Below are 22,759 nucleotides of genomic sequence, written 5' to 3' on the forward strand. Positions count from 1 at the left end.
CTTTAAATTTTCTCCACAGGGACATTATAAAACAGTCTCCATTTTTGCCTAACAGTCAAGATCATAGATTCTAGCATAAATACTACCTCCAACTTTTAATAATTAACGCCCGGTCATTTTTTCCAAATTTTCTGGGTAACGATCACCCATAATCGTGATCTGAGCGGTGGCGCGATTTATTTCATTTAAGTCTTCTGATGTAAGATTAATTTCAGTTGCTTTAATATTTTCCTGAAGGCGTGCTAATTTTCGTGTACCAGGAATTGGGACAATCCATGGTTTTTGGGCGAGTAGCCAGGCAAGTGCAATCTGAGCAGGGGTTGCTTTCTTCCGGGCAGCAATCTTGGCAATTTCGTCAATCAATGCCTGATTCGCCTGTCGTGCTTCGGATGTAAACCGAGGCAAAGTATTGCGAAAATCAGAACTGTCAAATTGTGTGTTTTGGTTAATATTACCTGTGAGAAACCCTCTCCCTAATGGGCTGTAAGGAACAAAGCCGATCCCTAACTCTTCAAGTGTGGGAAGGATTTCAGCTTCAGAACCTCTTGTCCATAAAGAATATTCACTTTGTACTACAGTAATGGGATGAATTTTATGGGCTCTTCGGATTGTATGCTCACTTGCTTCACAAAGGCCAAAGTGTTTAATTTTGCCTTCATGAATTAAGTCTTTTATTGCACCAGCTACTTCTTCAATAGGAACTTCGGGGTCAACACGATGCTGGTAAAACACATCAATTGCTTCCAGTTTAAGTCGTTTTAAGGAGGCTTCCGCAACGTGTTTTATGTGTTTTGGATGACTGTCTAATCCAGACCATCTTTTATTTCCTGTGGGATTCAGTTTAAAGCCAAACTTTGTTGCAACGACTACTTTTCCACGATAAGGTGCAAGCGCTTCACCTAAAAGTTCTTCATTGGTAAAAGGACCATAAACTTCGGCAGTATCAAAAAATGTAATCCCTAGTTCTATGGCGGCATGCAGTAAAGAGATCATTTCCTGTTTGTCTGCTGGTGGTCCATAAGAATAGCTCATCCCCATGCAACCGAGGCCTAGGGCAGATACTTCCAGGCCGCTTTTTCCGAGTTTACGCTTTTGCATCGTAGTCTCCTTTTGAATCTGGGTATTCCATATATTCTAGCCGCTGGTTTTTAGAAAGACTTCAAATTTTGAATGAAATGAGTCCTATTTCCCAGTGGATTGTTAAAATGATACACTTTTGGCCTGTCGATGACAGGTTTGGGTTCGAAGTCCATGGCAAGCTGAGCTTGCTCGTTATGAGGATATAAGATGTTACTTTTTAGTGCTGCTTTATTTAAACATCAATTGGATTTTAAGCCATTATCGGAGCGTATGGAGTATTTATCGCTAGCTGCAACTTGGGCAGAAGGAGAATGGGGCTATATTCGTAATAAAGGAGTGGAATATCGTAAAGGCGTTCTCAATGACTTGAAGGAACATGTATATATAGGGACCTTGAATGATGAACCTGTTGCGCTATTTGCTTTATTCCCAAAAGAAATGGCTCCTGAATTTAATGAAAAAAAGTTTAAGGCACCTGCTGTGAGTGAATTAATGTATGTTTATGTGGATAAGCCCTATCGCGGATTAGGTTTTGGCAAGCAAATCATTGAACAGGCTAAGCAAATTGCAAAAGCACAAAAAGCGGAATTTATCATGTTAGATACCTTAAAACCTTCATTAAATCGATTTTATGAAAATGCTGGAGCGCAGATTATCGCAGAGAATCAGTTGTTTTCTCATCCTACAGATGTTTTGACAATGAAATTGTAGCGTTCTGAGGCAACCCTGCGAACACGCTCTGAGCGTTCCCTACAAAATTAACCAGGAAAATGTGTATTCTGTCATCCCCGCGCAGGCGGGGATCCATTTTTATATTGGCAATGGGCTCATTCATAGGTGGATTCCTGCCTTCGCAGAAATGGCAATGTCCGCTTTCTGCTTCACTTGACAGCCATGGCTTTCACTCAGGCCAGGTGATTAAAAATCGAACGTTTTATAACGTAACAAGCTGGGATTTAAAGTTTAAAAAGTCGAAATCCCCAAGATCAGCATCAAATTTTGCGCTTGCTTGCACCAAAGTGTCTGTAATAACGGCTTCCATAAGGTCGATAAGAGGAGTTTCTTTATAGCGCCGCATGGATTTAACGTGTTTTTCCAAATTTTGTCCAGCAACTGTTTGAGGCTTAGTGTGATTCAATTGAAATTGACCTAGACCGATTTCGCTGGTTACTTTATCCAGTGCTTGTTGATATGAAGTGGCCATACCGGATTTGATTGCTTGGACTACTGAGTGAATAGAAGTTCCTTGTTTCAATAACTGAGCGCAGATATCTGCCAATTTATTGATTTCATTAATATAACCTTGTTGATTGCGTAACATTAATATTTTCAGGGCAGAGGCAGCTGTGGCGCTGACTTGGGGAATATTTGCAGCTTCTACTTCCTCTGCAAATAACGCATCTAAAGAAAATACAGGTAGATTTGTTACATCAATTTTTTTTTGCACAGTGGGACTCCAAAAATAAGATTAGATGGATAAATTGTTCACCCGTGGAACAAAAATAATTAGTCATTATGTAATTATTTTGCTCAGCTGTAAAGGCTTTTGCAAAATTAAAGAAGAGGGAAACCAACTGCAAATATGTTTTACTCCATGTGGTATAATAAGAGTATTTTTATTAAACTGTTTTTCACAGCGGGTAGCTAAATTGATTACCAATCGTATCGATCTTCGTTCTTATCATACTGAAAGTTGTAGTCATGCTCATGATTTTGCGCAATTGGTTTTACCTCTTGCTGGCTCCATGGAGTTAGAGTCAGGTCTTTATGCGGGTATTGTTGATAAGCAGGTTGGTGTATTTATTGCGCCTAATGAACGGCATTGTTTTGCAGGAAGTCCGAATAATCTTTTTTTAGTGATTGATGTCACTGCCCAAAATCATCTATTTGAAGATCGCAGATCTCATGCTTTTAATTTAACTGCGAGCATGAAAAAGCTTTTACATTTTACACATCATTATTTAGCGGTCAAAGAAGGGGATTTCTTCACTGATTCATTAATTAATCAATTAATTATTCATTTTGCCACAAAATCTTTTTCGCCGGAGTTGGATCCAATAGCAATTAAGGCAAAAAACTGGATTGATTTGTATTTTGCAGATGCTGTAGATGTAACTAAAGTTGCACGGCAGTGTTATTTGAGCGTAAGTCAATTACAACGTCGATTCAAACACGCTTTGGGGTGTAGTATAGCTGAGTATTGGCGATTTAAAAAATTACATCGGGCAAAGCAATTGCTGTCATCAAAAAACCTTTCTATTGAAGCCATAGCTTTTGCAGTGGGTTATGAAAATTTACCTGCATTTAGCCGACGATTCAGTAAAGTATTTGGGGAATCGCCTTCTCAATGGAGAACAAAAGCGTTATCAGCAAATAAAATGCGTGAAATGGATAACTCAAACTGATTTCAAAATTGATAAACTATGGATTCGATTTCACTTTAGAGAAGTGTTTATAATGAAAAAATCCAACGCTTATTTTATGCAAGGCATGCTTTTTCTTATCCTAGCTCAAATCATGGTAGGCGTGAATATTGTTTTTTCCAAGTATCTGCTTTCCTCCATTCCTGTCCTGCTTCTATTAGCGCTTCGATTTACTTTGGCTGCGCTCATTTTATTACCCTTACATTGGCTCACACCTGCTAAAAGAAAACCTGTTCGTTATTATTTTTCGCAACTAAAGCAAAAAGATTGGGTTTTTATCGGTGCTCAGGCACTCTCTGCCGGGGTGTTGTTTAATTTCCTTATGTTATGGGGGTTAAATTATACTGATGCTAATGTGGCTGGCATTATTACCAGTGCTTTACCTGCAATCATCGCGATGATGTCTTGGATTATTCTTGGTGAGAAAATTTCAGGCAAAAAAGCTATTTGTGTAGGTTTTGCCACATTGGGATTAATTGTTATCGCATACGATAGGCTCGGAGGCTCCCACGTAAGCCATTCATTTTGGGGAGATGTGCTTGTTTTAATCGCCCTTTTGCCCGAAGCAACTTATTATATTTTAAGTAAAATGCATGCTAATTCGCTTCCAGTATTTCTCATTTCTTCTTTACTCAATGCAATTAATGCTATTTTATTATTACTTAGTCTGAGCTTTAGTACTTGGAACGGTTTAAGCACCTCGCTTTTAGATTGGCTTATTTTGATCATTTTAGGTTTAAGCTCAGGTCTTTTTTATGTTTTTTGGAATTTTGGATGCCAGAAAGTGGATGGTGTTATGGCTTCATTATCAACTGCGGTGATGCCATTAGCTACAGTACTCATAGCATGGATGTTGCTTGGCGAGCGTTTAACATTAGGGCAGGCCATAGGTATGGGAATGGTGATTTTCTCTATTGCTGTATATGCTAAACGGTAGATGTCGCCAACGGCCATTTCAAGTGAAAAAATAGGACTGTAATGAGTGCAGAAAAAAAATGGGAACATTTCTCTCATGAATCAGATATAGGGGTGAGGGGGTATGGGCCTACTTTAGCGGAAGCCTTTGCGATGGGAGGGGTGGCCCTGACTAATGTGATTACCAATTCACAATCAATCCAACCCCATAAGAGGCTTCATGTAACTTGTGAGGCGCCGAATCAGGAGATTTTATTTGTCGACTGGTTAAATGCCATTATTTACAACATGGCAATCTACAATATGCTTTTTAGTCGATTCGAAGTCTCCATAAAAGAGGGGAGGTTAACTGCTATAATTGCAGGAGAACAAGTGGATATCAAACGGCATCAACCTGCAGTGGAGGTTAAAGGCGCTACGTTCACCGAATTAAAAGTGTACCAAGGCAATGGCATTTGGGTAGCTCAATGTGTAGTCGATGTATAATAAACCCCGAGGAGAGAAGGCAGAAAATCAATGGACTTAAATCGATTAGAAAAAATGAGTGACTTTGAATGGCAAATTTCCAAGCATGGGAAAATGCGTGTACCTGGGATTATCTTTGCTTCAGAAGAATTAATACTCAATATGGATATGAAAGTCTATGAGCAAGTCACTAATGTGGCAACTTTGCCCGGCATTGTTCACGGCTCGTTTGCCATGCCTGATGCACATTGGGGATACGGGTTTCCTATTGGAGGTGTTGCGGCATTTGATCCTGACAATGAAGGAGTTGTCTCCGCTGGCGGTGTTGGTTTTGATATTTCATGTGGGGTAAGGCTCTTATCAACTGGGTTTAAGCGAGAAGAATTTGAGCCGTATAAGGAACAGCTTGCAGACGCTTTATTTGCCCATATTCCAGCAGGCGTAGGCAGCAAAAGCCGTATTAACCTCACTATGAAGCAAATGGATGATATGCTGCGTGGCGGCGCTGTCTGGGCTGTAAAACAAGGATATGGTGAACGGGAAGATTTAGAGCGAATTGAAGATAATGGCTGTGTAGAAGGCGCATTACCCGAGTATGTTTCAGAACATGCAAAAAAACGACAAAAAAATGAAATGGGTACTTTAGGCTCAGGTAATCATTATTTGGAAATTCAAGAAGTACGCCAGATATATTGTGAAAAAACTGCCGCTGCATTTGGTTTAGCACTGGGGGATGTGGTGGTGAGTATCCATTGTGGTTCGCGTGGGCTAGGCCATCAAATAGGAACTGATTTTTTGCGCTCCATGTTAATTTATGCTCAGCAGCATGGTATTCAACTGGTTGATCGCGAATTAGCGTGCGCGCCTATTCGTTCACCAATGGGCGAACGCTATTTAGGCGCTATGCGCTCAGGAATAAATTGTGCTCTGGCAAATCGTGAAATCATTACCCATTTTATGCGTGAAGTTTTTCAGAATGAAATGCCAGGAACCCAAATAAAGCTTATTTATGACGTATCCCATAACACCTGTAAAGAGGAAACGCATCAGGTGGATGGTAAGACGATGCGTTTATTTGTTCATCGTAAAGGGGCCACACGAGCTTTTGGTCCGGGTCACCCTCAATTAATAAAAGACTTTAGACATGTAGGTCAACCGGTGATTATTGGCGGCAGTATGGGGACTGCATCTTATATTTTGGTAGGTACTCCAAGTGCTGAAAATAAATCATTTGGTTCTGCTTGCCACGGCGCAGGACGCGCGATGAGTCGACATCAAGCAACCAAAAAATGGCGTGGTAGTGAAATCATCAAGCAACTGGCACAACAAGGGATTCTCATTCGCAGTAGTTCCTACCGTGGTGTAGCAGAAGAAGCTCCCGAGGCATATAAGAATGTCGATTTTGTTGTGGATGCCGCACAAGCATCAGGTTTAACCCAAAAGGTTGCCAGGCTAGCACCTATTGTTTGTATAAAAGGGTAGGCCTGTTTACAATTCTACTTTCTTGGCCAAAATGCTGCGATTTCTGCGCTCCGATATTCACATACTTCGTGTATGTTCCGTTTCGGTGTTCTAAAATCTCAGCATTTTGGCTCAAGATAGTGAAGTGTAAACACCCTATATATTGGCTCCAAAAACCGAAAAATCAAATTACTGCATCGCGTTCCTATAATCAAAAATTATCATTTTAATCGAGACAACAACTGTATAAAAATAAATCAACTATAATAAAAATATTGTTTTAAAATTTTAAGAGATATTGTTGTATGCCTTTGAATGCAAGATCCGATAAAGGTCCGATTAAGAAATTAAGTGGTTCTTCAAATCATGGTCGCTATAATACCCAGTTTGATAGTGTCGATATAGTTGCTTTTGATAGAGAAGGAGAGGAGTGGGGGATTTTTTCTAACTATGCAGAAATTCCTATTAAGATGCAAACCCCTTTTGGAGAAAAAACGTTCCCCACGGTGGAGCATTATTTTCAATATCAAAAAGATCCTAATGATAAAGCTTATCTAGAGAGGATTCTTCAGGGAGATGCACAGAATGCAAGAGATTTAGGACAAAAAAAACGATGGAGTGATTTTAAATTAGCTGACGAAGCAATGCAAAGAGCAATTCAGGAAAAACTAAAAAACCCTTTAGTGCGACGAGCGTTGAAAGATACAGGAAATGCTTGTCTCATTGAAGATACAGGAAGTAGAAGTTCGCAAAATCAGGATGGTAATTGGGGGTGGAGAACAGGGGGAAGCATAGAACCACATGCTACAACAGGTAATAAGCTAGGCATTTTGTTGATGGAGGAACGTAATCGTTTGCATCGACAAGAAGGCAATTTTTCTATGATTGTGCAAAACCCCCGAGATTTGTCTGAACGAGCCCGTGGTATTATGACGCGAAATTACAGTAACAAGAATCTCATTCATCTCAGCTTACCCGTTGTTTCGACTACACCAACACAAGCTAGCTATCCTTCTTCTCGAATGAAAGATTCTTTGAATCAGACTAAAAAACATTCAACTCAAGAGTCACATCACGAAGTGAGTCAAATGATTCGTACCATGATGACCACCTCTTCTCCAAGTTTGGATATCCCATTTGTGGGCAAAGGTCAGATGAACGGTACATTCAAAATAGCTTTTGATAATCCTAAAGATGCTGCTGCTTTTCAAGACATGTTAGCAAAGCAAGGTTTTAAAACCTCTTACTTCGGGGATGGTGAACGTTATCCGATGGAACATTCAGGGAAAAAATTGAATCATATTGTTCGCTTTGAGAATGCAGGTACAAAAACAGAAATTCCTGAAAAAGCGTTACAGTTTCTCAAAGAAAAATTTAATGATGATGCAAAAGTAGCCAATATAGTTGAAAACATGGGGTTTGAACGGCCCAAAATGGGGGTATCAATGCATATGTAATTGTATGCCCATTTGATTAGAAATGTTTATTAGCGCGCATACTTCCATAAAGCCCCTGAATGGGTTTACCAGCTTCATCATTTTTCAATTGTCCTATGGTTTCTTTAAACTCCAAAATTGACTCGTCACTGTTATTGATAATAATGGTAGATAGCAAATCAGGTCATTATAAAAAGTAGCCATGTTTTTTTTCCATATCAATAAGTTAATGTACTCCTTTTCAGTTGAAATTATAGCTTTATTTGCCTAGTGTATTAAAAAGATTGAGTATTATTACCTCTTGCTCCCATTATGAGTAAGACTACTTTAATGAAGGACTAGGTTAATCGTGACATGAAGACTACTTTTACCTTACATCCTATGGCTCCATTCCAGCTGGACTATACAGTTCTTGCTTTGCGTCGAAGAAGCAAAAATAATGTTGATCTTTGGGATGGACGCCGTTATACACGATTATTGCTCATAGAGAATGCGCCTGTTAAAGTCATTGCTGAGCAAAGTAAAAAGCTTAATAAACCAGAGTTACTTCTATCCATTGAAAGCCAAAACGACGTATCTCAAAGTCAGCTTACATCTCAAATAGAGAAAATGTTGGGCTTAAAATGGGACCTACGCGATTTTTATCATCTCACACAACATGATGCTCAATTAAACCCACTGGTTGCGCAATTTAAGGGGGTTAAACCGCCGCGATTCCCTTCTATTTTTGAAGCACTTGTTAATGCAGTTTCATGTCAGCAAATATCACTTGATGCAGGATTGCAAATTCAAAATCGATTGGCTGAATTTCTGAGTATAAGAATAAAGGAAAAGGAGCACATTTTCTACGCATTTCCAAGACCGGAAGAGGTTGCTCATTGCACCGTTTCTGATTTGAAGAAAATAGGCTATAGCACACATAAAAGTGAAACACTGATCCGCTTAGCAACTGCAATCCTTGAGGAAAAATCAAATTTTAGATCTTTAGAAAAGAAAACAAATGATGAGGTAATTAATTTTTTATGTCGTTTTAAAGGAATAGGGCGTTGGACTGCGGAATATGTTTTATTGCGTGGTTTGGGAAGAATCGACACTTTTCCTGGTGATGATATTGGTGCACAAAATAATTTATATCAATTGCTGCATCTTGATAAGAAACCTGATTATAAGAAAACAGCGGAAATTACAGCCAAATGGTATCCCTACGCAGGATTAGTTTATTTCCATTTATTATTACAGCGCTTGTATGAAAAAAGAGATATAAGATAATCATACTTAAAAGGAAATTTTGTTTTACAATAGGTCTTGGTTTGTGAGCAAATTAAAAAATCGAATAAGGGAATGTGTGAATGGATAATGCACCTCAAAGCTCAATTGTTGAGCCTATGGACGTTGATAAAGTATCTAATGTCTTAAAATGGATTCTTTTAATTACAGCAATTATCTGTTTTATAGTACTGATTTGGGGTACCTATAAAACCTACCAGCTTGCTCCACCTTTACCTCAGCAGTTTCAATCTCCTTCTGGACAAACTGTGATGACAGCAGAAGATATAGTGAATGGCAAAGCGGGTTTTCAACGCGCTGACCTTATGGATTATGGCAGTCTTTATGGAATGGGCTCTTATTTTGGAGAGGATTATACTGCAAAATATTTAGTCAGTCTTGGCAGAATTATCGAAGATAAAATAGCACAACAACATTTCGGTAAGTCCTTTATAAGCTTGACCATAGGAGAACAATACACTGTACGTCAAGCAATGCAACAGGATTTGCAGCAAACTGATCTAAGTAAACAAATTAGCATTTTGTCCCAGCCAGTTGCTGATGCAATTGTGCAGCTGCGCCAGCAAATTTCACAAAATCTACTGAATCATGATCCAGAAACAGGTTGGACCAAGGCTTACAGCTTGAATGAGCAAAGTGCCTTACAAACGGCTGATTTTCTTATTTATTCTTCACTCACTACGATTGCACATAGACCAGGACAAAATAGTTCCTATACCAATAATTGGCCTTATGAACCCACCATGGGAAATACGCCAACAGCAAATACCTTTTACTGGACTTGGGTATCGTTTTGCTTTGTATTTCTGGGTTTTGGTGCTGTACTTTATATTTATCATCGATATTTGAGTGTGCCTGATGAAGCATTGAAAACGCCTGTTTTTTTGGGATTTGACTCGTTGACGCCAAGTCAGCGCAAGGTAGGGCAATATTTTGTAGTCGTTGCGCTTGTTTTGCTGATCCAGATCGCTGTAGGTGCGATTATGGCGCATTACTATACAGAGCGAACGGGTTTTTATGGAATTAATATTAATGATTATTTACCTTTTAATTTCTTACGTGATGTACACATTCAAACACCAATCATCTGGATCGCTCTTTCATGGGTGAGCGCTGCTGTTTTTATGGCTCCTCTCATTAGTAAAAAAGAAGCGAAAAGACAAGGTTTTTGGGTTGATCTTTTGTTTTGGGTCACCTTGTTTATTGTTGGCGGAGCACTTGTTGGTAATTATTTGGGGATTATGGGGTATGTGGATGAACACTGGTTTTGGATTGGCAATCAGGGTTTATCCTATCTGCAGCTCGGTCGTTTATGGCAAATTGGATTTTGTTTAGGACTTTTTCTTTGGAGTTTTATTATTTTTCGCGGCATGTGGCCTACCTGGAGTGGCTTAAAAACTGCTACGGTTGAGTTTTGGAGTGGACGTATTCGTTTAGAGCATCTTTTTTGGGCAAGCACAATGAATATTGCTGTATTGTATTGCTTTGGGATGATCCCTTTAACTGGAATTGAAAAATCATTCACAATCACTGATTTTTGGCGCTGGTGGGTAGTTCATCTTTGGGTAGAGCAGTCATTTGAATTTTTTGCTGCGTGTGCCACTGCTTATCTTTTAATGGGAACGGGATTGGTTTCGCGTGCTCTAGCTGAGCGTACAATGTACTTTGAAACAATTTTGATATTTTTAGGCGGAATCATTGGAACTGGCCATCACTGGTATTGGACAGGTACGCCAGATCTCTGGGTACCGCTAGGAACTATGTTTTCGTTTATTGAAGTATTGCCTTTGGTTCTTCTCATTATTGATGCCATCGAACATCATCAATTAATTAAGCGACAAAGTGTGTTTACTTATAATTTGGCTTTTCTCTATATTTTGGGAGCATCCTTTTGGAATTTTGTTGGCGCAGGAGTATTTGGTGGGGGGACGCTTAATGCGCCGCTTATAAATTATTATGAGCATGGGACATTTCTTACTTTAAACCATGCACATACTGCATTATTTGGTGCATTTGGTTTGCTTGGCCTAGGTTTAATTTATTTTTGTTTACGCTATGCTGCAGGTGATCGTTTTGCTTGGAGTGATCGTTTAGGGATTTGGGCATTTTGGTTATATAACATAGGCCTTGTCTTATGGATTGTGTTGAATTTCTTTCCTATAGGTTGGGCACAATTAATGGATGTTTATGAACATGGCTTCGCCCATTCAAGAAGCCTTGAATTTTATAATACAACATTGTTATGGCAATGGTTACGACTGCCCGGAGATGTAGTATTTGCTTTAGGTGCGTTATTCATGGCCTATGATTTTATTAAAAAGTTAGGCCCTTTCTTTCCAAGATGGTTGGGAGCTAAGCGTTCAGAACAACAACTTGTTCGCGATATTTAGCAGAAAAAGGTAATCCAAAAGGAAGATATGGTTATGCCTGAGCTTTTTACGATTGGACACTCCACACATACTTTGCAGGAGTTTCTGGGAATAATCCACGCCCATCAAATAACGCATGTTGTTGATGTGCGCACTATACCTAAATCACGCACTGTTCCTTGGTTTAATAAGGAGGAGTTCAAGAAATCGCTTGCAAGAGAAAAAATTGCTTATACCCACTTACCTAAGCTAGGAGGATTACGTAAAGTTGAGAAAAACTCCATCAATAGAGGATGGCGGAATGCAAGTTTTAGAGGATTTGCTGATTACATGCAAACGGAGGCGTTTCTCGAAGGACTAAGTGAATTAAATCATTTAATCAGTAAGAGTGATAAAGTGGCAATCATGTGCGCTGAAGCGGTGCCTTGGCGATGCCACCGTTCGCTTATTGCGGATGCAGAATTGATTCGTGATTATATTGTTTGGGATATTATGAACAAAACCACTGCGAATCCCCATCAATTAACTTCTTTTGCAGTGGTAGATAGAAAGAAAAAGCCAATACAAATTTATTATCCCTAATTAGGATCTGTTTACAGATTCTATTTGGGGAGTTGGGTGTATCGCGGTAGAAGGGTTCATTGTGATGAAGTTGCTGGTCTAGCAGCCGGCTTAATTCAGGCTGTTCGATTCTTCCATAGTGCTTTCTGTATCATCCTTCTTAGCCATTATTCTAACTCCATTGAAACTGAATGGTGAGACATGAGCACCATACTGCTGTACGTTTTTAAAAAGAGTACAAAAATTAGGAAATTTATAGATGGATGTAGAGACTGTATCTTTCTTTTGCAGAGCATTCTCAATAGTTTGACAATTTTCTTCAATGTTTTGCTCAAAATTGGACACTCCTATGACCATCAAACTAAAATTTGGTGATAATGATTGAAGCCACCGATAAAATGCCATCTCACATCTGAAGTAGTTGTCATCAAGTGGATAAATACATTTTCCTTGATTGTAGTTTTTCTCGGTCAATACGACCACCTGCTTAATTCCAAATTCTTTTAATTGCTTCAATGTCGGTAGTTTTGTAGCGTCAACTGCAGTGAATCCATGATTGGGTTCGATGATTAAACCTAATGAAGAGTCATGTGAGGTAGGCGATTGTGATAACAGTTCATCACGCGGTAAAGCATCTTGCAGCTGCTCCATAATCCGTGTTTGGGAGGTTTGATCATTCATTATGGATAGTTGCCAAATGCAATCAATCCCATTCATATATAATGCGCTTGCAACAGGTGCTTCATGACCGGTAAAGTTTATAAACAGTGTATTATCAAGCCCATGTTGTGTATTTAATTCTGCTAATACAGCATTTGTATTGGCACTAATCTCTTCATCAATGGCTTTTGTTATAAAGCTCCGCCCTTTGGGTATCATATCATGAGGTCTATTAAGACGAATGAAATGTATTTCGCCTCCAAACGTGGATAATACCTTTTGTGAAGGGGTCACAATTTCCACTAATGTTTGTAAATCATGTCGAGTTCTTATTCTAATTTCAAAATTTTGTGGGGTCTCTTTTTTTGCGGGGGGATTTTGCAAGGTATCTATTTTATGGGTAATGCTCTTTAGTTTGCGTAACTCATCGATAGAGATCTTGAAAGCAAATTCTCCTTCTATATTTTCTACTGCGACACCCAAATACTTTTTAAAGAAAATATCGCGTAATCTATATTTATTAGCCCTGCTGGCATCAACATTTCCACCCTCAATTTTACTGAAAATCAAAAGGCGGTTTTCATTTTCTAAAAACTCAATATGATCCCGGTAATAACCAAAGTCTTCTATTTCGTTAATCACTGCATTTAACGCATCTATAATCAGTTTTACATCAGGTTTCATTTATTCACTTCTAAAAGTTACCTTCTAAAATTAACAAGATACATGATACAAATCAGTGGTAATGATTCCTCAAGTACTTTTTTGTATAATTATTATACTATATTATAAATGAATAATATTAAGGACAAATTAAGAGATTACTCCTTGTGGTGAGATTTCAAAACAGTTGCTACTCGTTAGAAGACAGTTTATTGTATTTTCGTTCGAGGTTGATATATTTCACGGAATAAATGTTTTGATATACTCTAGATGAAATCCAATATTAAATCTGTGCCAAAATGTACATCAAATCCAGCCAATTAATTTTCTCGCCATCTGATCTTACCCAATTTATGGAGAGTCCTTTTGTATCTTGGATAGAACATCTTGCTGTAGTGCATCCTGATTTATTGCCTATACCCGATGAAAAAGATGAATTAATTGATGTATTGCAACATTTGGGAAACCAACACGAATTGGAACTCTTGGCATTATTTGAAGAACAAGGATTATCCGTTGTCAATTTGCATCAACAGCCTAACTCCTATGAGGCAACCTTAACTGCCATGAATGATGGAGTAGATGTGATTTATCAGGCGCATTTGCAATTGCTTCCTTTTCAGGGATACGCTGATTTTCTAATAAAAAAAGCAGGTAAAAGTCGATCGGGTGATTATTGCTATGAGGTTTGGGATACCAAGCTTGCTCGATCTGTTAAACCGGGTTTTCTGCTACAATTATGCTGCTATGCGGAAATGCTTGAAGCAATGCAGGGCAGTAGAACAGAATACATCACAGTAGTTTTAGGCAATAAAGAACAGCGGCGCTTTCGTACCGCAGATTATTTTTATTTTTATCAAAATCTGAAACAACAGTTTTTATTGACGCATCAAAATTTTGATCCCAATGCTTGCCCTGATCCTGCTGCATCTAAAAATTGGGGAAGATGGAGTACTTATGCTGAAGAGTTATTAATTAAAGAAGATCATTTGATCCAGGTCGCAACCATTACTTCCGGGCAAATCAAAAAACTGTATCAAGCAGGAATTAAAACCATGACTGCATTGGCTTATGCAAATTGTTCCTGGGTCAAAGGGATTAAACCAGAGCGTTTTGCGCGTTTGCAAGCACAAGCTAAAATTCAAAAAGAAAGTAGCGGCAAGGATATTCCCTTATATCAAATGCTTCCTCATGCCCCAGGACAAAAGCAAGGTTTGGCGTTGCTGCCTCCTGCATCACCGCTAGATGTATTTTTTGATATTGAAGGTTTTCCTCTTGAGGAGGGGGGACTGGAATATCTTTGGGGTATTGTGTATTTTGATGAAAAAGGTCAGCGCCAGTATAAAGATTTTTGGGCACATGATGCAGAGCAGGAAAAAGAAAGTTTTCAAGCTTTTGTGAAATGGGTTTATCAGCGTTGGCAAGAAGATCCGCGAATGCATATTTACCATTATGCCAATTATGAAATTTCTGCGTGTCGCAAATTAATGGGGCGATATGGTGTTTGTGAGAACGAGGTTGATCAGCTCTTACGTAATGAAGTATTTGTTGATTTATATAAAATTGTTAAAACATCACTCATTATTGGCGAGCCACGCTATTCCATTAAAAATATAGAGCATTTATACCGCGGAAAACGAGATACTGAGGTGGGGTCGGGGGGCGATTCAGTCGTTGTTTATGAGCATTGGCGAGAACATCCAGATGGAGAGAGTTGGCATACGTCAAAAATATTAAATGACATCCGTGCTTATAATATGGATGATTGTAATTCCACTCAGGAACTGGTGGATTGGCTAAGGGCGCGGCAAAAAGAACAAGGTATAAGTTACTTAGGTAAAACAGAGCTTGTTGAGCTTGAGATTAAGGAAGAGGTGGGTGAGCGTATTCAATTACGCGATCGGTTACTGGCACAAGCAGAACGTTTAAAATTTGAGGGGGACATCGAATTAGCTAAAATAAATTTGATTTTTGCATGGTCCATTGAATTTCATCGACGTGAAGCAAAACCGGTGTTTTGGCGTATGTTTGAGCGATTGGGGCTAACTGGAGAAGACCTGCTCGATGATATTGATTGTTTGGCTTATTGCCGGCGGACCGCTAAGCCACCCTATAAACCTTCACCAAAATCACGCAATATGGCCTACGAGTATTTTTTTGATCCGGAACAGGAGTTTAAAGGAACTGCTAAGCAATATTTCATTTTAGATATTTTAGATAAAGAAACAGAAGACGGTAAGACGGTTACCGCAAATTATTGTGAAGAGGACAGCGATTTGGAGCATGGGATTATCGTCTTGCAAATGAAAAATGAAGTGGATGATCCAATTACCTTAATTCCTAATGAATATGTAGATCCTCATTCGATTCCTGATGCGATTGCAAAACAGGCAGCATTATTTGAACAAGGTTTGCTTGAAAATACTGCGATATTGGATTTTCTGAGCAAATCTTATCCGCGGATTAAAGATCATCCTCAAGGGGTAGCAATTGCACCAAGTCATCATCCTGAAGAACGATTAGCTGAAATTATTCATGCTGTTTTAAATTTAAATAATAGTTATCTTACGCTTCAAGGGCCTCCTGGCGCAGGTAAAACCTATACAGGAAAGCATTTAATCGCAGAGCTCATTCGGAGAGGAAAAAAGATAGGGATCTCGTCCAATAGTCATAAAGCAATCAATAACTTATTGCTGAGTACAGCGGCTTATTGCCATAAAGAAGGAATTAAGGGCCACTTTGCATGTTCTCGTAATACAGATGGAGAAATTGAAGCTTTAGGTATTACAGTACTGGAAAACAAAAATATCGTTCATTTTATCCAACCCGGATGTGTTGTAGGAGCTACAGCTTGGGGTTTTGCCAGAGAAGAACTCGCTGATGTTTTTGATTATCTTTTTATTGATGAGGCAGGGCAAGTCAGTGTTGCAAACTTAATTGCTATGAGTCGTTCAACCCGCAATATTATATTAATGGGCGATCAAATGCAGTTGGGACAACCTTCCCAAGGAAATCATCCTGAAGAAAGTGGTTTATCCATATTAGAGTACTTATTACATACAACACCAACAATTCCAGATTCTATGGGGGTTTTTCTGGGTACTACCTATAGGATGCATCCTGCGGTAAATCAATGGATTAGTGATGCGATTTATGAAGGAAAACTGGAAACCGCTCCTGAAAATGTACAGCAAATAATAAGCATTCCCAAGGGATATCAAGGTGTGCTGAATAAAGAAGCGGGAATTATTCCCGTACCGGTCATTCATGAGGGAAATACACAAGCCAGTGATGAGGAAGTAGAGCAAATTGCATTATTAGCCAAGGAGCTTTTAGGTAGAACATTTAAGGCAAAAAATGGTTCGCAAAAAGCAATCGGTTGGGATGACATTCTTTTTGTTGCCCCATATAATCATCAGGTAAATAAATTGAAAATGGCACTTGGCGAACAGGCTAAAGTAGGAAGTGTCGATAAATTTCAAGGACAGGAAGCGCCAATTGTTTTTTTGAGTATGTGTGCGAGCAATGCAGATGAATCTCCTCGAGGACTGAATTTTCTTTTTGATAAAAACAGAATAAATGTGGCCATCTCGCGAGCTCAGTGTTTGGCGATTATTGTCTACTCACCTTCTTTGCTTGAGGCTGTGCCCAATAATATCGAGCAAATTTCCAGGATGAATGTGTTTTGTCAATTGGTCAAATTAAATGCTTCTTCTCCGACATGAGATACGCCTACACTCTTCTCTACGTACCATGGCTTGTCTCTGAGAGATCCACGCCAAATTTGAATATAACTCTTATGTTTTTAAATGAACTATACTCAACGTTCTACGTACCGCGCATAAAGCGCAGTACGTAGGGGGTTAAATTTCGTGTGGATTGCTCAGGGTTTATCCACGGCATCCGGTGGCTCTGGTCTTGAAACAGTATTTAGATGATTCCATCGAGATTTTTCCTGGGTCAGATAAACGCATTTCTCTGTTTAAATAAATTATAGTTTGTTCACAGGATTGTAGCGAGCGAAATCATGCTTTAGGCTTCTTTGCTGTATAGAGCAATTGCATTTCCTTCAGAATCAAGAATGGTGACTCGGTGTCCATAAGGACCTATTTGTTCTTTGGCTTTTAAAATTGTCCCTTTGTTTTTAGTTACGGCTTCAGCAGCCTGGTCCAACCTTCCTTCGGCATTAAGATAAATTAAGGGGCCGTTTTGCGAAGGTTTTCTGTTCTCCATAACGCATAAACAACCTGAAACATTATCTTGAGTATGGGGTAACAGACCAAATTCAAATCCATGCTCCGAGAATTTTTGTACGGGTTCATCAAGAACAGCAGAATAAAAGGCAATTGCTCTATCTAAGTCAACCACTGGAATATCTATCCAGCAAAAAGTATTTTTTTGATTCATGAGATCCTCTGATTCAATTTGCGAAAACTTTATAATACAAGATGTCAATTAAATCTTCGATGAATTTATTTTAAGGTTTTAGGTTACCCTAGAAAATCAGCAAGAGTACATTCATCATTTTCTAATAACTGAGCCATTATTTTATTAAATGTATTTACTACTTCATCTTTACCGTATGCTGTTAATGGTCCATTAATCGATAGTTGGTACTGTCCTTCCTGATCTTTTGAAAATAAAATCCATAGAGAGCGGTTATTAATAGGGCGATCCTCACTACTGTAATGATTTGGATACTGATAACTAAGATTTGCAAAGTTTTTATCAGGAACTATTTTACTAAAAAAAGAAGGAGTAATATTAATAAGCACTCTTAACCTTTCGGGTTTTGTCAGGGGTATATTTAACTTAATTAGTTGATTTAATTTATGTTTAATCAAAGTATTGTGGGTCATTGCCTGTGCCCAACTGAGATACTTTATTAAATAATCAATGATGATTGAATGCAACTTGCTTTTTTTAAGATCCTTTTTAAGGAATAGTTTATTCCATACATAGTGCAAATAATGACTTATTGCTAACCCAGAACCTTTAAACTCTCTATTCTTAATTATATGAGAGCATTTTTGATAGGGTGCTGTTATTAGAAATTGTTCTTCAATAGACTTAATAAAATTAATAAAGTTATCTTTCTCATTTAAGGTAAGATTTATTCTTTTATATTCTACGAACACTCCTACTATGGAATTATATTGACTTCCTTCTCTACCATTATGAATGAGGACAAACGGCATTTTCTTTTGGTGACTCAGCTTATAAAGTGCAATATGGCATGCAGCAATTAACCCAGTACTGACATTAATATTTTTTGTTCTATGCCATTCTATAAATTGTTGCACTCGAAGAGAATCAAGAGAATAATGAAATAAATACTTCTCCTGCTTGTCTGTATCAGATATATAATATTCAGGTTTCAGTGACAACATCTTAAAACCATAATTATAGTGGTGCCAAAAATTAACTTTATCTTTTAGATTGGTTTCATAAAGATGATTATTTTTTTTAACATAGCTAAGGAACGAATCTTTTTCTGGCTCAAGAATCATTTTTTTGCCACGGAAAAGAGTTTCATAGCATTTTTTGAATTGGTTCAATAGAATACTGCATGAAGGTCCGTCTACTATGATATGAGGCATCACAATATGCAACTCATGTAATTCACTATTTATTTTATAAAGATATACTCTAATTAGCGGGGGTTCTGTTAAGGGTATAGCACTCATCATGTTGTTTTGGAATTCCTGATGCAGCACTGTTTGGTTGTTGTTTAACGAAATGTCTTCGTAGATTAACTTGAATTGCCCCTCTTTCTTCAAAGTTTGAATCGGCACCTCTTTGTTAAAACTCAACCAAAAAACAGGATTGTGCTTCACAACAAAATCAAATGCCTGAGCTACATATTCTTTATTCAGTTTGCCTTGTATCTGTAACTGTGTCCCAGCATTATAAGGATAATCCATTTTATTGAGCACCCAGAATACGTATTGAAAATCGCATAGAGCGATTTCTTCATCGCTTGGGTTTTCTATGGGAAGAGGCGCAGAAGTATTCTCAAAAATTTTGTCTAATTCATTGGCAATATTTTGGGCGATTTTGTCGATTCGGGGTTCATTAATAAAATATTCTATGGGCAGACTCAGGGTTGGGCAGTTCAATTTATCATGAATACGGTTTCTCAATTCCAAAGTCATCAGTGAATCCATGCCCATGGCGAGCAGATCGTTTTTGATGCCTACCTCTTCGCCGCTTTCCAACCCCAAAACGTCAGCAACAATCTCACATAATGTCTGGCGCAACAGGGGAATACGTTCTTTATAAGCATAGCGTTGTAAAACTGCTAAAAAGAACGGATCTGTGGGCGCGGTCTTTACCATCAGTGCTGAAAACTCACTTGGCTTGGGCGTGTTTTTGAAATAAACATCCCAATGTATGGGGCATACGGCCATTTGCGGCACCTTGCTCGGCAACAACACATCCAGCACACCAATACTCTCGGGATTCAAGGGAATAAACCCGCGTCGCTTAAGCGCCTCAATGTGCTGTGCTGCCATGCCTCGAGTGTGAAAAGTACCCCAGTTAATTGCCAGTGCCGGCAAGCCCTGTTGGTGGCGCAGATGCGCCAGACCATCCAAGAACCCATTCGCTGCCACATAGTTAGCCTGTCTTCCGGAACCGAGAATGGATGCAGCTGATGAAAACAGGACAAAGCAATCCAGGTGCAGATTTTTGGTGAGTTGATGCAAAATCAGCGCGCTGTTCGCTTTCGCACGCAACACCTCGTCGACCTCCTTGTCCCTTAAATTAACGAGCAACTCATTCCGAATCACTCCGGCAAGATGGAAGATCCCCCTTAGGGGGTGTGCGCTGTGTTCAATCTCGGTGATAAGGTGTTTCATGCGCTGAGCGTCGGCGGCATCACAGGAATAATGTTTTATCGCAACCTGTTTTTTGCGGGCCTGCTCTATGAAGGCCTGCGTCTCCTGGGCGCATTCTGTGCGGCTGGTAATGATGAGGTGTTTGGCCCCTCGCTGTATGAGATACTCCATTAAGGGTTTGCCCAAACCACCTGTACCGCCCGTAATGAGGTAACTTGCTTCCCGGTCGAATAATACTTCGGGGTGCTCTGGAGGGAGTGGCTTTTTCTTAAGCCGGGGTACATAAATGGCATCACGCACCGCAAACTGGGTCTCAGCACTCGTGGTATGCACGATATAGCGTAACACCTCGCTTAAGGTACTGCGTGAGTCGAGGTCAATGGTATAATTTTGAGTCAACCCAAGTTCATTTCTAAAACTTTTCCAAAACGAACTGGCCATGGTGTGGTACGGGTTGACCCTGTCTGTGGTGTACTTGTCGTTGAGGGCATACGCGTTTTCAGTGACGAAGATAAAACGTGCCGGCTGGTGTTGAAACATCTGTTGGCACCAATGAACGAATGCAGTGAAGTATTGTTCATCGTACAGGAATACGATGTTTTTATGCGCCACATCCTCTAATTGGGTGACCTCCTTGATGCACTGATACTTAAGCCCCCCTAATACTTTTTGCGCACGTAGCTCATCGTGTGCGATAACCCAAAGCTCAGGCAGTTCGGCGGTGCTGGGGACGTTGGCATGCAGCAGATTCCAGGTGCGGTCATAAAGATGCTGTACGGCAAAGTCATCGGCACTGAAATGAGGTGCAACCGCTTTTTTTTCCAACCAAAATTCACGGCGGTCAAATGGATAGTTAGGTAAGGAGACTTTGTTGAATGCTCCAGGGGAAGCGGAGTAGTAATCCCGCCAATCAACGTCTCGACCTTGGAGGTACTCGCTAACGAGTGCCGCACGTTCTGGGGTGTGCACATCCAGCGACTTTGTGTCCTCAGAGGATGAAGCAAACACACCTTGCTGCAACATTTGACTGGCTTCAACAGCACTCTTAGCCGCTACGGCCAGGCGATAAGAATAGTGCTCTCGACAGGTGGCTGCGGTAAAGCAGATGTCACTAAAGGCATCTGAGGTTGTTGCTAAATACTGTTGGTAGCGTTGGGCCAGATGGTCCAACGCACTCTGGCTTTTGGCAGACAACACCAGCACATTCGAAAGAAGTCCGGTTTGGGCGGGCAGAGTGTTTTTTTGTCGTGTCTTGGCAGGAAACTCTTGCACAATCACATGGGCATTGGTGCCGCTAAAACCAAACGCGTTGACGGCGGCGCATTTCAGCGAGGTATGGGGAGTCCAATCCATGCTGTCTAATGCAAGACGGGTATTATCCAGTTTGATTTTTGGATTTAACCGCTGAAAATTGATGTTTTTATAAATTCGCCCCTTTTGTAAGCTCAAGATGACTTTAATTATACCGGCAACACCCGCGGCGCTTTCAAGATGGCCCAGATTGGTTTTCACAGCACCCAGATAAAGTGGGTTATCTGGGCTGCGCTGCGCACCATAGACCTGGTTGATGGCATGAACCTCGATGGGGTCGCCAAGAGGAGTACCTGTGCCGTGGGTCTCAATGTAGCTGATGTCGCTGCTGGATAAGGACGTCTGGCTCAACGCTTTGCGCATCACCTCTTCCTGGCTTTTCCCATTGGGCACGGTTAATCCGGCAGTCTTTCCATCATTACTGACTGCTGACGCTTGAATCACTGCTAAAATCGTGTCGTTATCGCGTAGGGCGTCTGCGAGGCGTTTCAGGAATAACACCCCGCACCCTTCCGCCCGCACATAACCGTCTGCACGTTCGTCAAAGGTTTTGCATTCACTCGTCAACGATAAGGCCTTTGCTTTGCATAGATTGACAATGCTTTCGGGGCGTACTAACACATTCACCCCACCTGCAAGCGCAAAATCGATTTCCCGGGTTTTTAAGCTTTGACAGGCATAATGAATCGCAACTAAAGACGAAGAACACGCCGTATCAAAGCTTACTGCAGGGCCCTTGAAGTCAAAGGTATAGGTGACGCGCCCAGGAATCATGTTTAACGCTTTGCCCGTGACCGCAAACATCCCCATCTCATCGTGGGATAGCCCTGCTTGTTCCAGTTGGGAATAATATTCATGCGACGCCCCAACGCCGGCAAAGACCCCAGTTAAGCTGCCGCGCAACGAGCGGACCGGGTAGTTTGCATTTTCTAAAGCGTTGTAACACTGTTCTAAAAAGAGACGTTGTTGGGGATCTATGAAAGGCGCTTCGCGGGGGCTAATCCCGAAAAACGGCGCATCAAATGCTTTAATGTTCTCGATGAGCCCCAGTTTCGTAATGTAGGATTTTCCGGGGGCATCCGGATTGGGGTCGTAGTATTTTTTATTGTCCCAACGCTCAAGGGGAATCTCTTTAACGCCGCTTAGACCTTGTTCGAGCAGGGTCTCAAAGGCAGCAACATCAGGGGCACCAGGCAGAGAACAACTCATGCTGATAATGGCAATCGGTTCATTCATGATGTTGTCTTTGCTCTCTTGATGTCCTTTTTGTATCTGCATCGTGTACCTCT

14 protein-coding genes and 1 pseudogene are annotated in these 22,759 nt (G+C 40.1%); 10 read left to right on the forward strand and 5 right to left on the reverse strand.

The window, feature by feature from the left end; translation table 11 throughout:
- Nucleotides 1–102: 102 nt before the first annotated feature.
- On the reverse strand, nucleotides 103–1,098 hold the full coding sequence (locus DY223_RS04135) for an aldo/keto reductase (protein ID WP_058460747.1): 996 nt from the start codon (nucleotides 1,096–1,098) through the stop codon (nucleotides 103–105).
- Nucleotides 1,099–1,287: 189 nt separating this feature from the next.
- On the opposite strand from DY223_RS04135, the gene DY223_RS04140 reads away from it, so the two are divergent.
- On the forward strand, nucleotides 1,288–1,791 hold the full coding sequence (locus tag DY223_RS04140) for a GNAT family N-acetyltransferase (protein WP_058460748.1): 504 nt from the start codon (nucleotides 1,288–1,290) through the stop codon (nucleotides 1,789–1,791).
- 223 nt (nucleotides 1,792–2,014) lie between these two features.
- On the opposite strand, the gene DY223_RS04145 is transcribed toward DY223_RS04140, so the two are convergent.
- Entirely contained in the window at nucleotides 2,015–2,527 is a 513-nt protein-coding gene (locus tag DY223_RS04145; RefSeq protein WP_058460749.1) for a hypothetical protein, read from the reverse strand.
- Nucleotides 2,528–2,729: 202 nt separating this feature from the next.
- Between DY223_RS04145 and DY223_RS04150 the strand changes: the two genes are divergently transcribed.
- The 8 genes from DY223_RS04150 (at nucleotide 2,730) to DY223_RS04185 (ending at nucleotide 12,018) form a co-directional block, all read left to right on the forward strand.
- Nucleotides 2,730–3,485, forward strand: coding sequence for an AraC family transcriptional regulator (locus DY223_RS04150; protein WP_058460781.1), 756 nt, complete (start codon nucleotides 2,730–2,732; stop codon nucleotides 3,483–3,485).
- Between the two features lie 52 nt (nucleotides 3,486–3,537).
- The gene (locus DY223_RS04155; RefSeq protein WP_115684351.1) at nucleotides 3,538–4,440 is read left to right on the forward strand and encodes a DMT family transporter; all 903 of its coding nucleotides are present in this window, start codon (nucleotides 3,538–3,540) and stop codon (nucleotides 4,438–4,440) included.
- Between the two features lie 41 nt (nucleotides 4,441–4,481).
- Nucleotides 4,482–4,904 carry an archease gene (locus DY223_RS04160; protein WP_058460751.1) on the forward strand — a complete coding sequence of 141 codons (423 nt, stop codon included), beginning with the start codon at nucleotides 4,482–4,484 and terminating at the stop codon, nucleotides 4,902–4,904.
- A 30-nt stretch (nucleotides 4,905–4,934) separates the two neighbouring features.
- Nucleotides 4,935–6,365, forward strand: coding sequence for an RtcB family protein (locus DY223_RS04165; RefSeq protein WP_058460752.1), 1,431 nt, complete (start codon nucleotides 4,935–4,937; stop codon nucleotides 6,363–6,365).
- Nucleotides 6,366–6,649: 284 nt separating this feature from the next.
- Nucleotides 6,650–7,801: an NADAR family protein gene (locus tag DY223_RS04170; protein ID WP_058460753.1), complete on the forward strand. Its 1,152-nt coding sequence runs from the start codon at nucleotides 6,650–6,652 to the stop codon at nucleotides 7,799–7,801.
- 333 nt (nucleotides 7,802–8,134) lie between these two features.
- A complete protein-coding gene (locus DY223_RS04175) occupies nucleotides 8,135–9,049 on the forward strand; it encodes a DNA-3-methyladenine glycosylase family protein (protein ID WP_058460754.1) in 915 nt (304 codons plus the stop codon).
- An 80-nt stretch (nucleotides 9,050–9,129) separates the two neighbouring features.
- Complete coding sequence (locus tag DY223_RS04180) at nucleotides 9,130–11,457, forward strand: nitric-oxide reductase large subunit (protein ID WP_058460755.1); 2,328 nt, start codon at nucleotides 9,130–9,132, stop codon at nucleotides 11,455–11,457.
- A 33-nt stretch (nucleotides 11,458–11,490) separates the two neighbouring features.
- Nucleotides 11,491–12,018, forward strand: a complete 528-nt coding sequence (locus DY223_RS04185; protein ID WP_058460756.1) for a DUF488 domain-containing protein — start codon at nucleotides 11,491–11,493, stop codon at nucleotides 12,016–12,018.
- A gap of 90 nt (nucleotides 12,019–12,108) precedes the next feature.
- Here the strand turns inward: DY223_RS04185 and DY223_RS04190 are convergent, their stop codons facing one another.
- On the reverse strand, nucleotides 12,109–13,341 hold the full coding sequence (locus tag DY223_RS04190) for a hypothetical protein (protein WP_058460757.1): 1,233 nt from the start codon (nucleotides 13,339–13,341) through the stop codon (nucleotides 12,109–12,111).
- A gap of 278 nt (nucleotides 13,342–13,619) precedes the next feature.
- Here DY223_RS04190 and DY223_RS04195 point away from each other — a divergent pair, with 278 nt between their 5' ends.
- Complete coding sequence (locus DY223_RS04195; RefSeq protein WP_058460758.1) at nucleotides 13,620–17,045, forward strand: TM0106 family RecB-like putative nuclease; 3,426 nt, start codon at nucleotides 13,620–13,622, stop codon at nucleotides 17,043–17,045.
- Between the two features lie 307 nt (nucleotides 17,046–17,352).
- Here the strand turns inward: DY223_RS04195 and DY223_RS04200 are convergent, their stop codons facing one another.
- Both DY223_RS04200 and DY223_RS04205 read right to left on the reverse strand, forming a co-directional pair.
- Nucleotides 17,353–17,727, reverse strand: a complete 375-nt coding sequence (locus DY223_RS04200; RefSeq protein ID WP_058460759.1) for a VOC family protein — start codon at nucleotides 17,725–17,727, stop codon at nucleotides 17,353–17,355.
- 83 nt (nucleotides 17,728–17,810) lie between these two features.
- Nucleotides 17,811–22,706, reverse strand: a pseudogene (locus DY223_RS04205) (SDR family NAD(P)-dependent oxidoreductase); the annotation flags it as partial.
- Nucleotides 22,707–22,759: the final 53 nt, after the last annotated feature.

It is taken from the genome of Legionella bozemanae, from assembly GCF_900450575.1.
In the GTDB taxonomy this organism is placed as follows: Bacteria; Pseudomonadota; Gammaproteobacteria; order Legionellales; family Legionellaceae; genus Legionella; species Legionella bozemanae.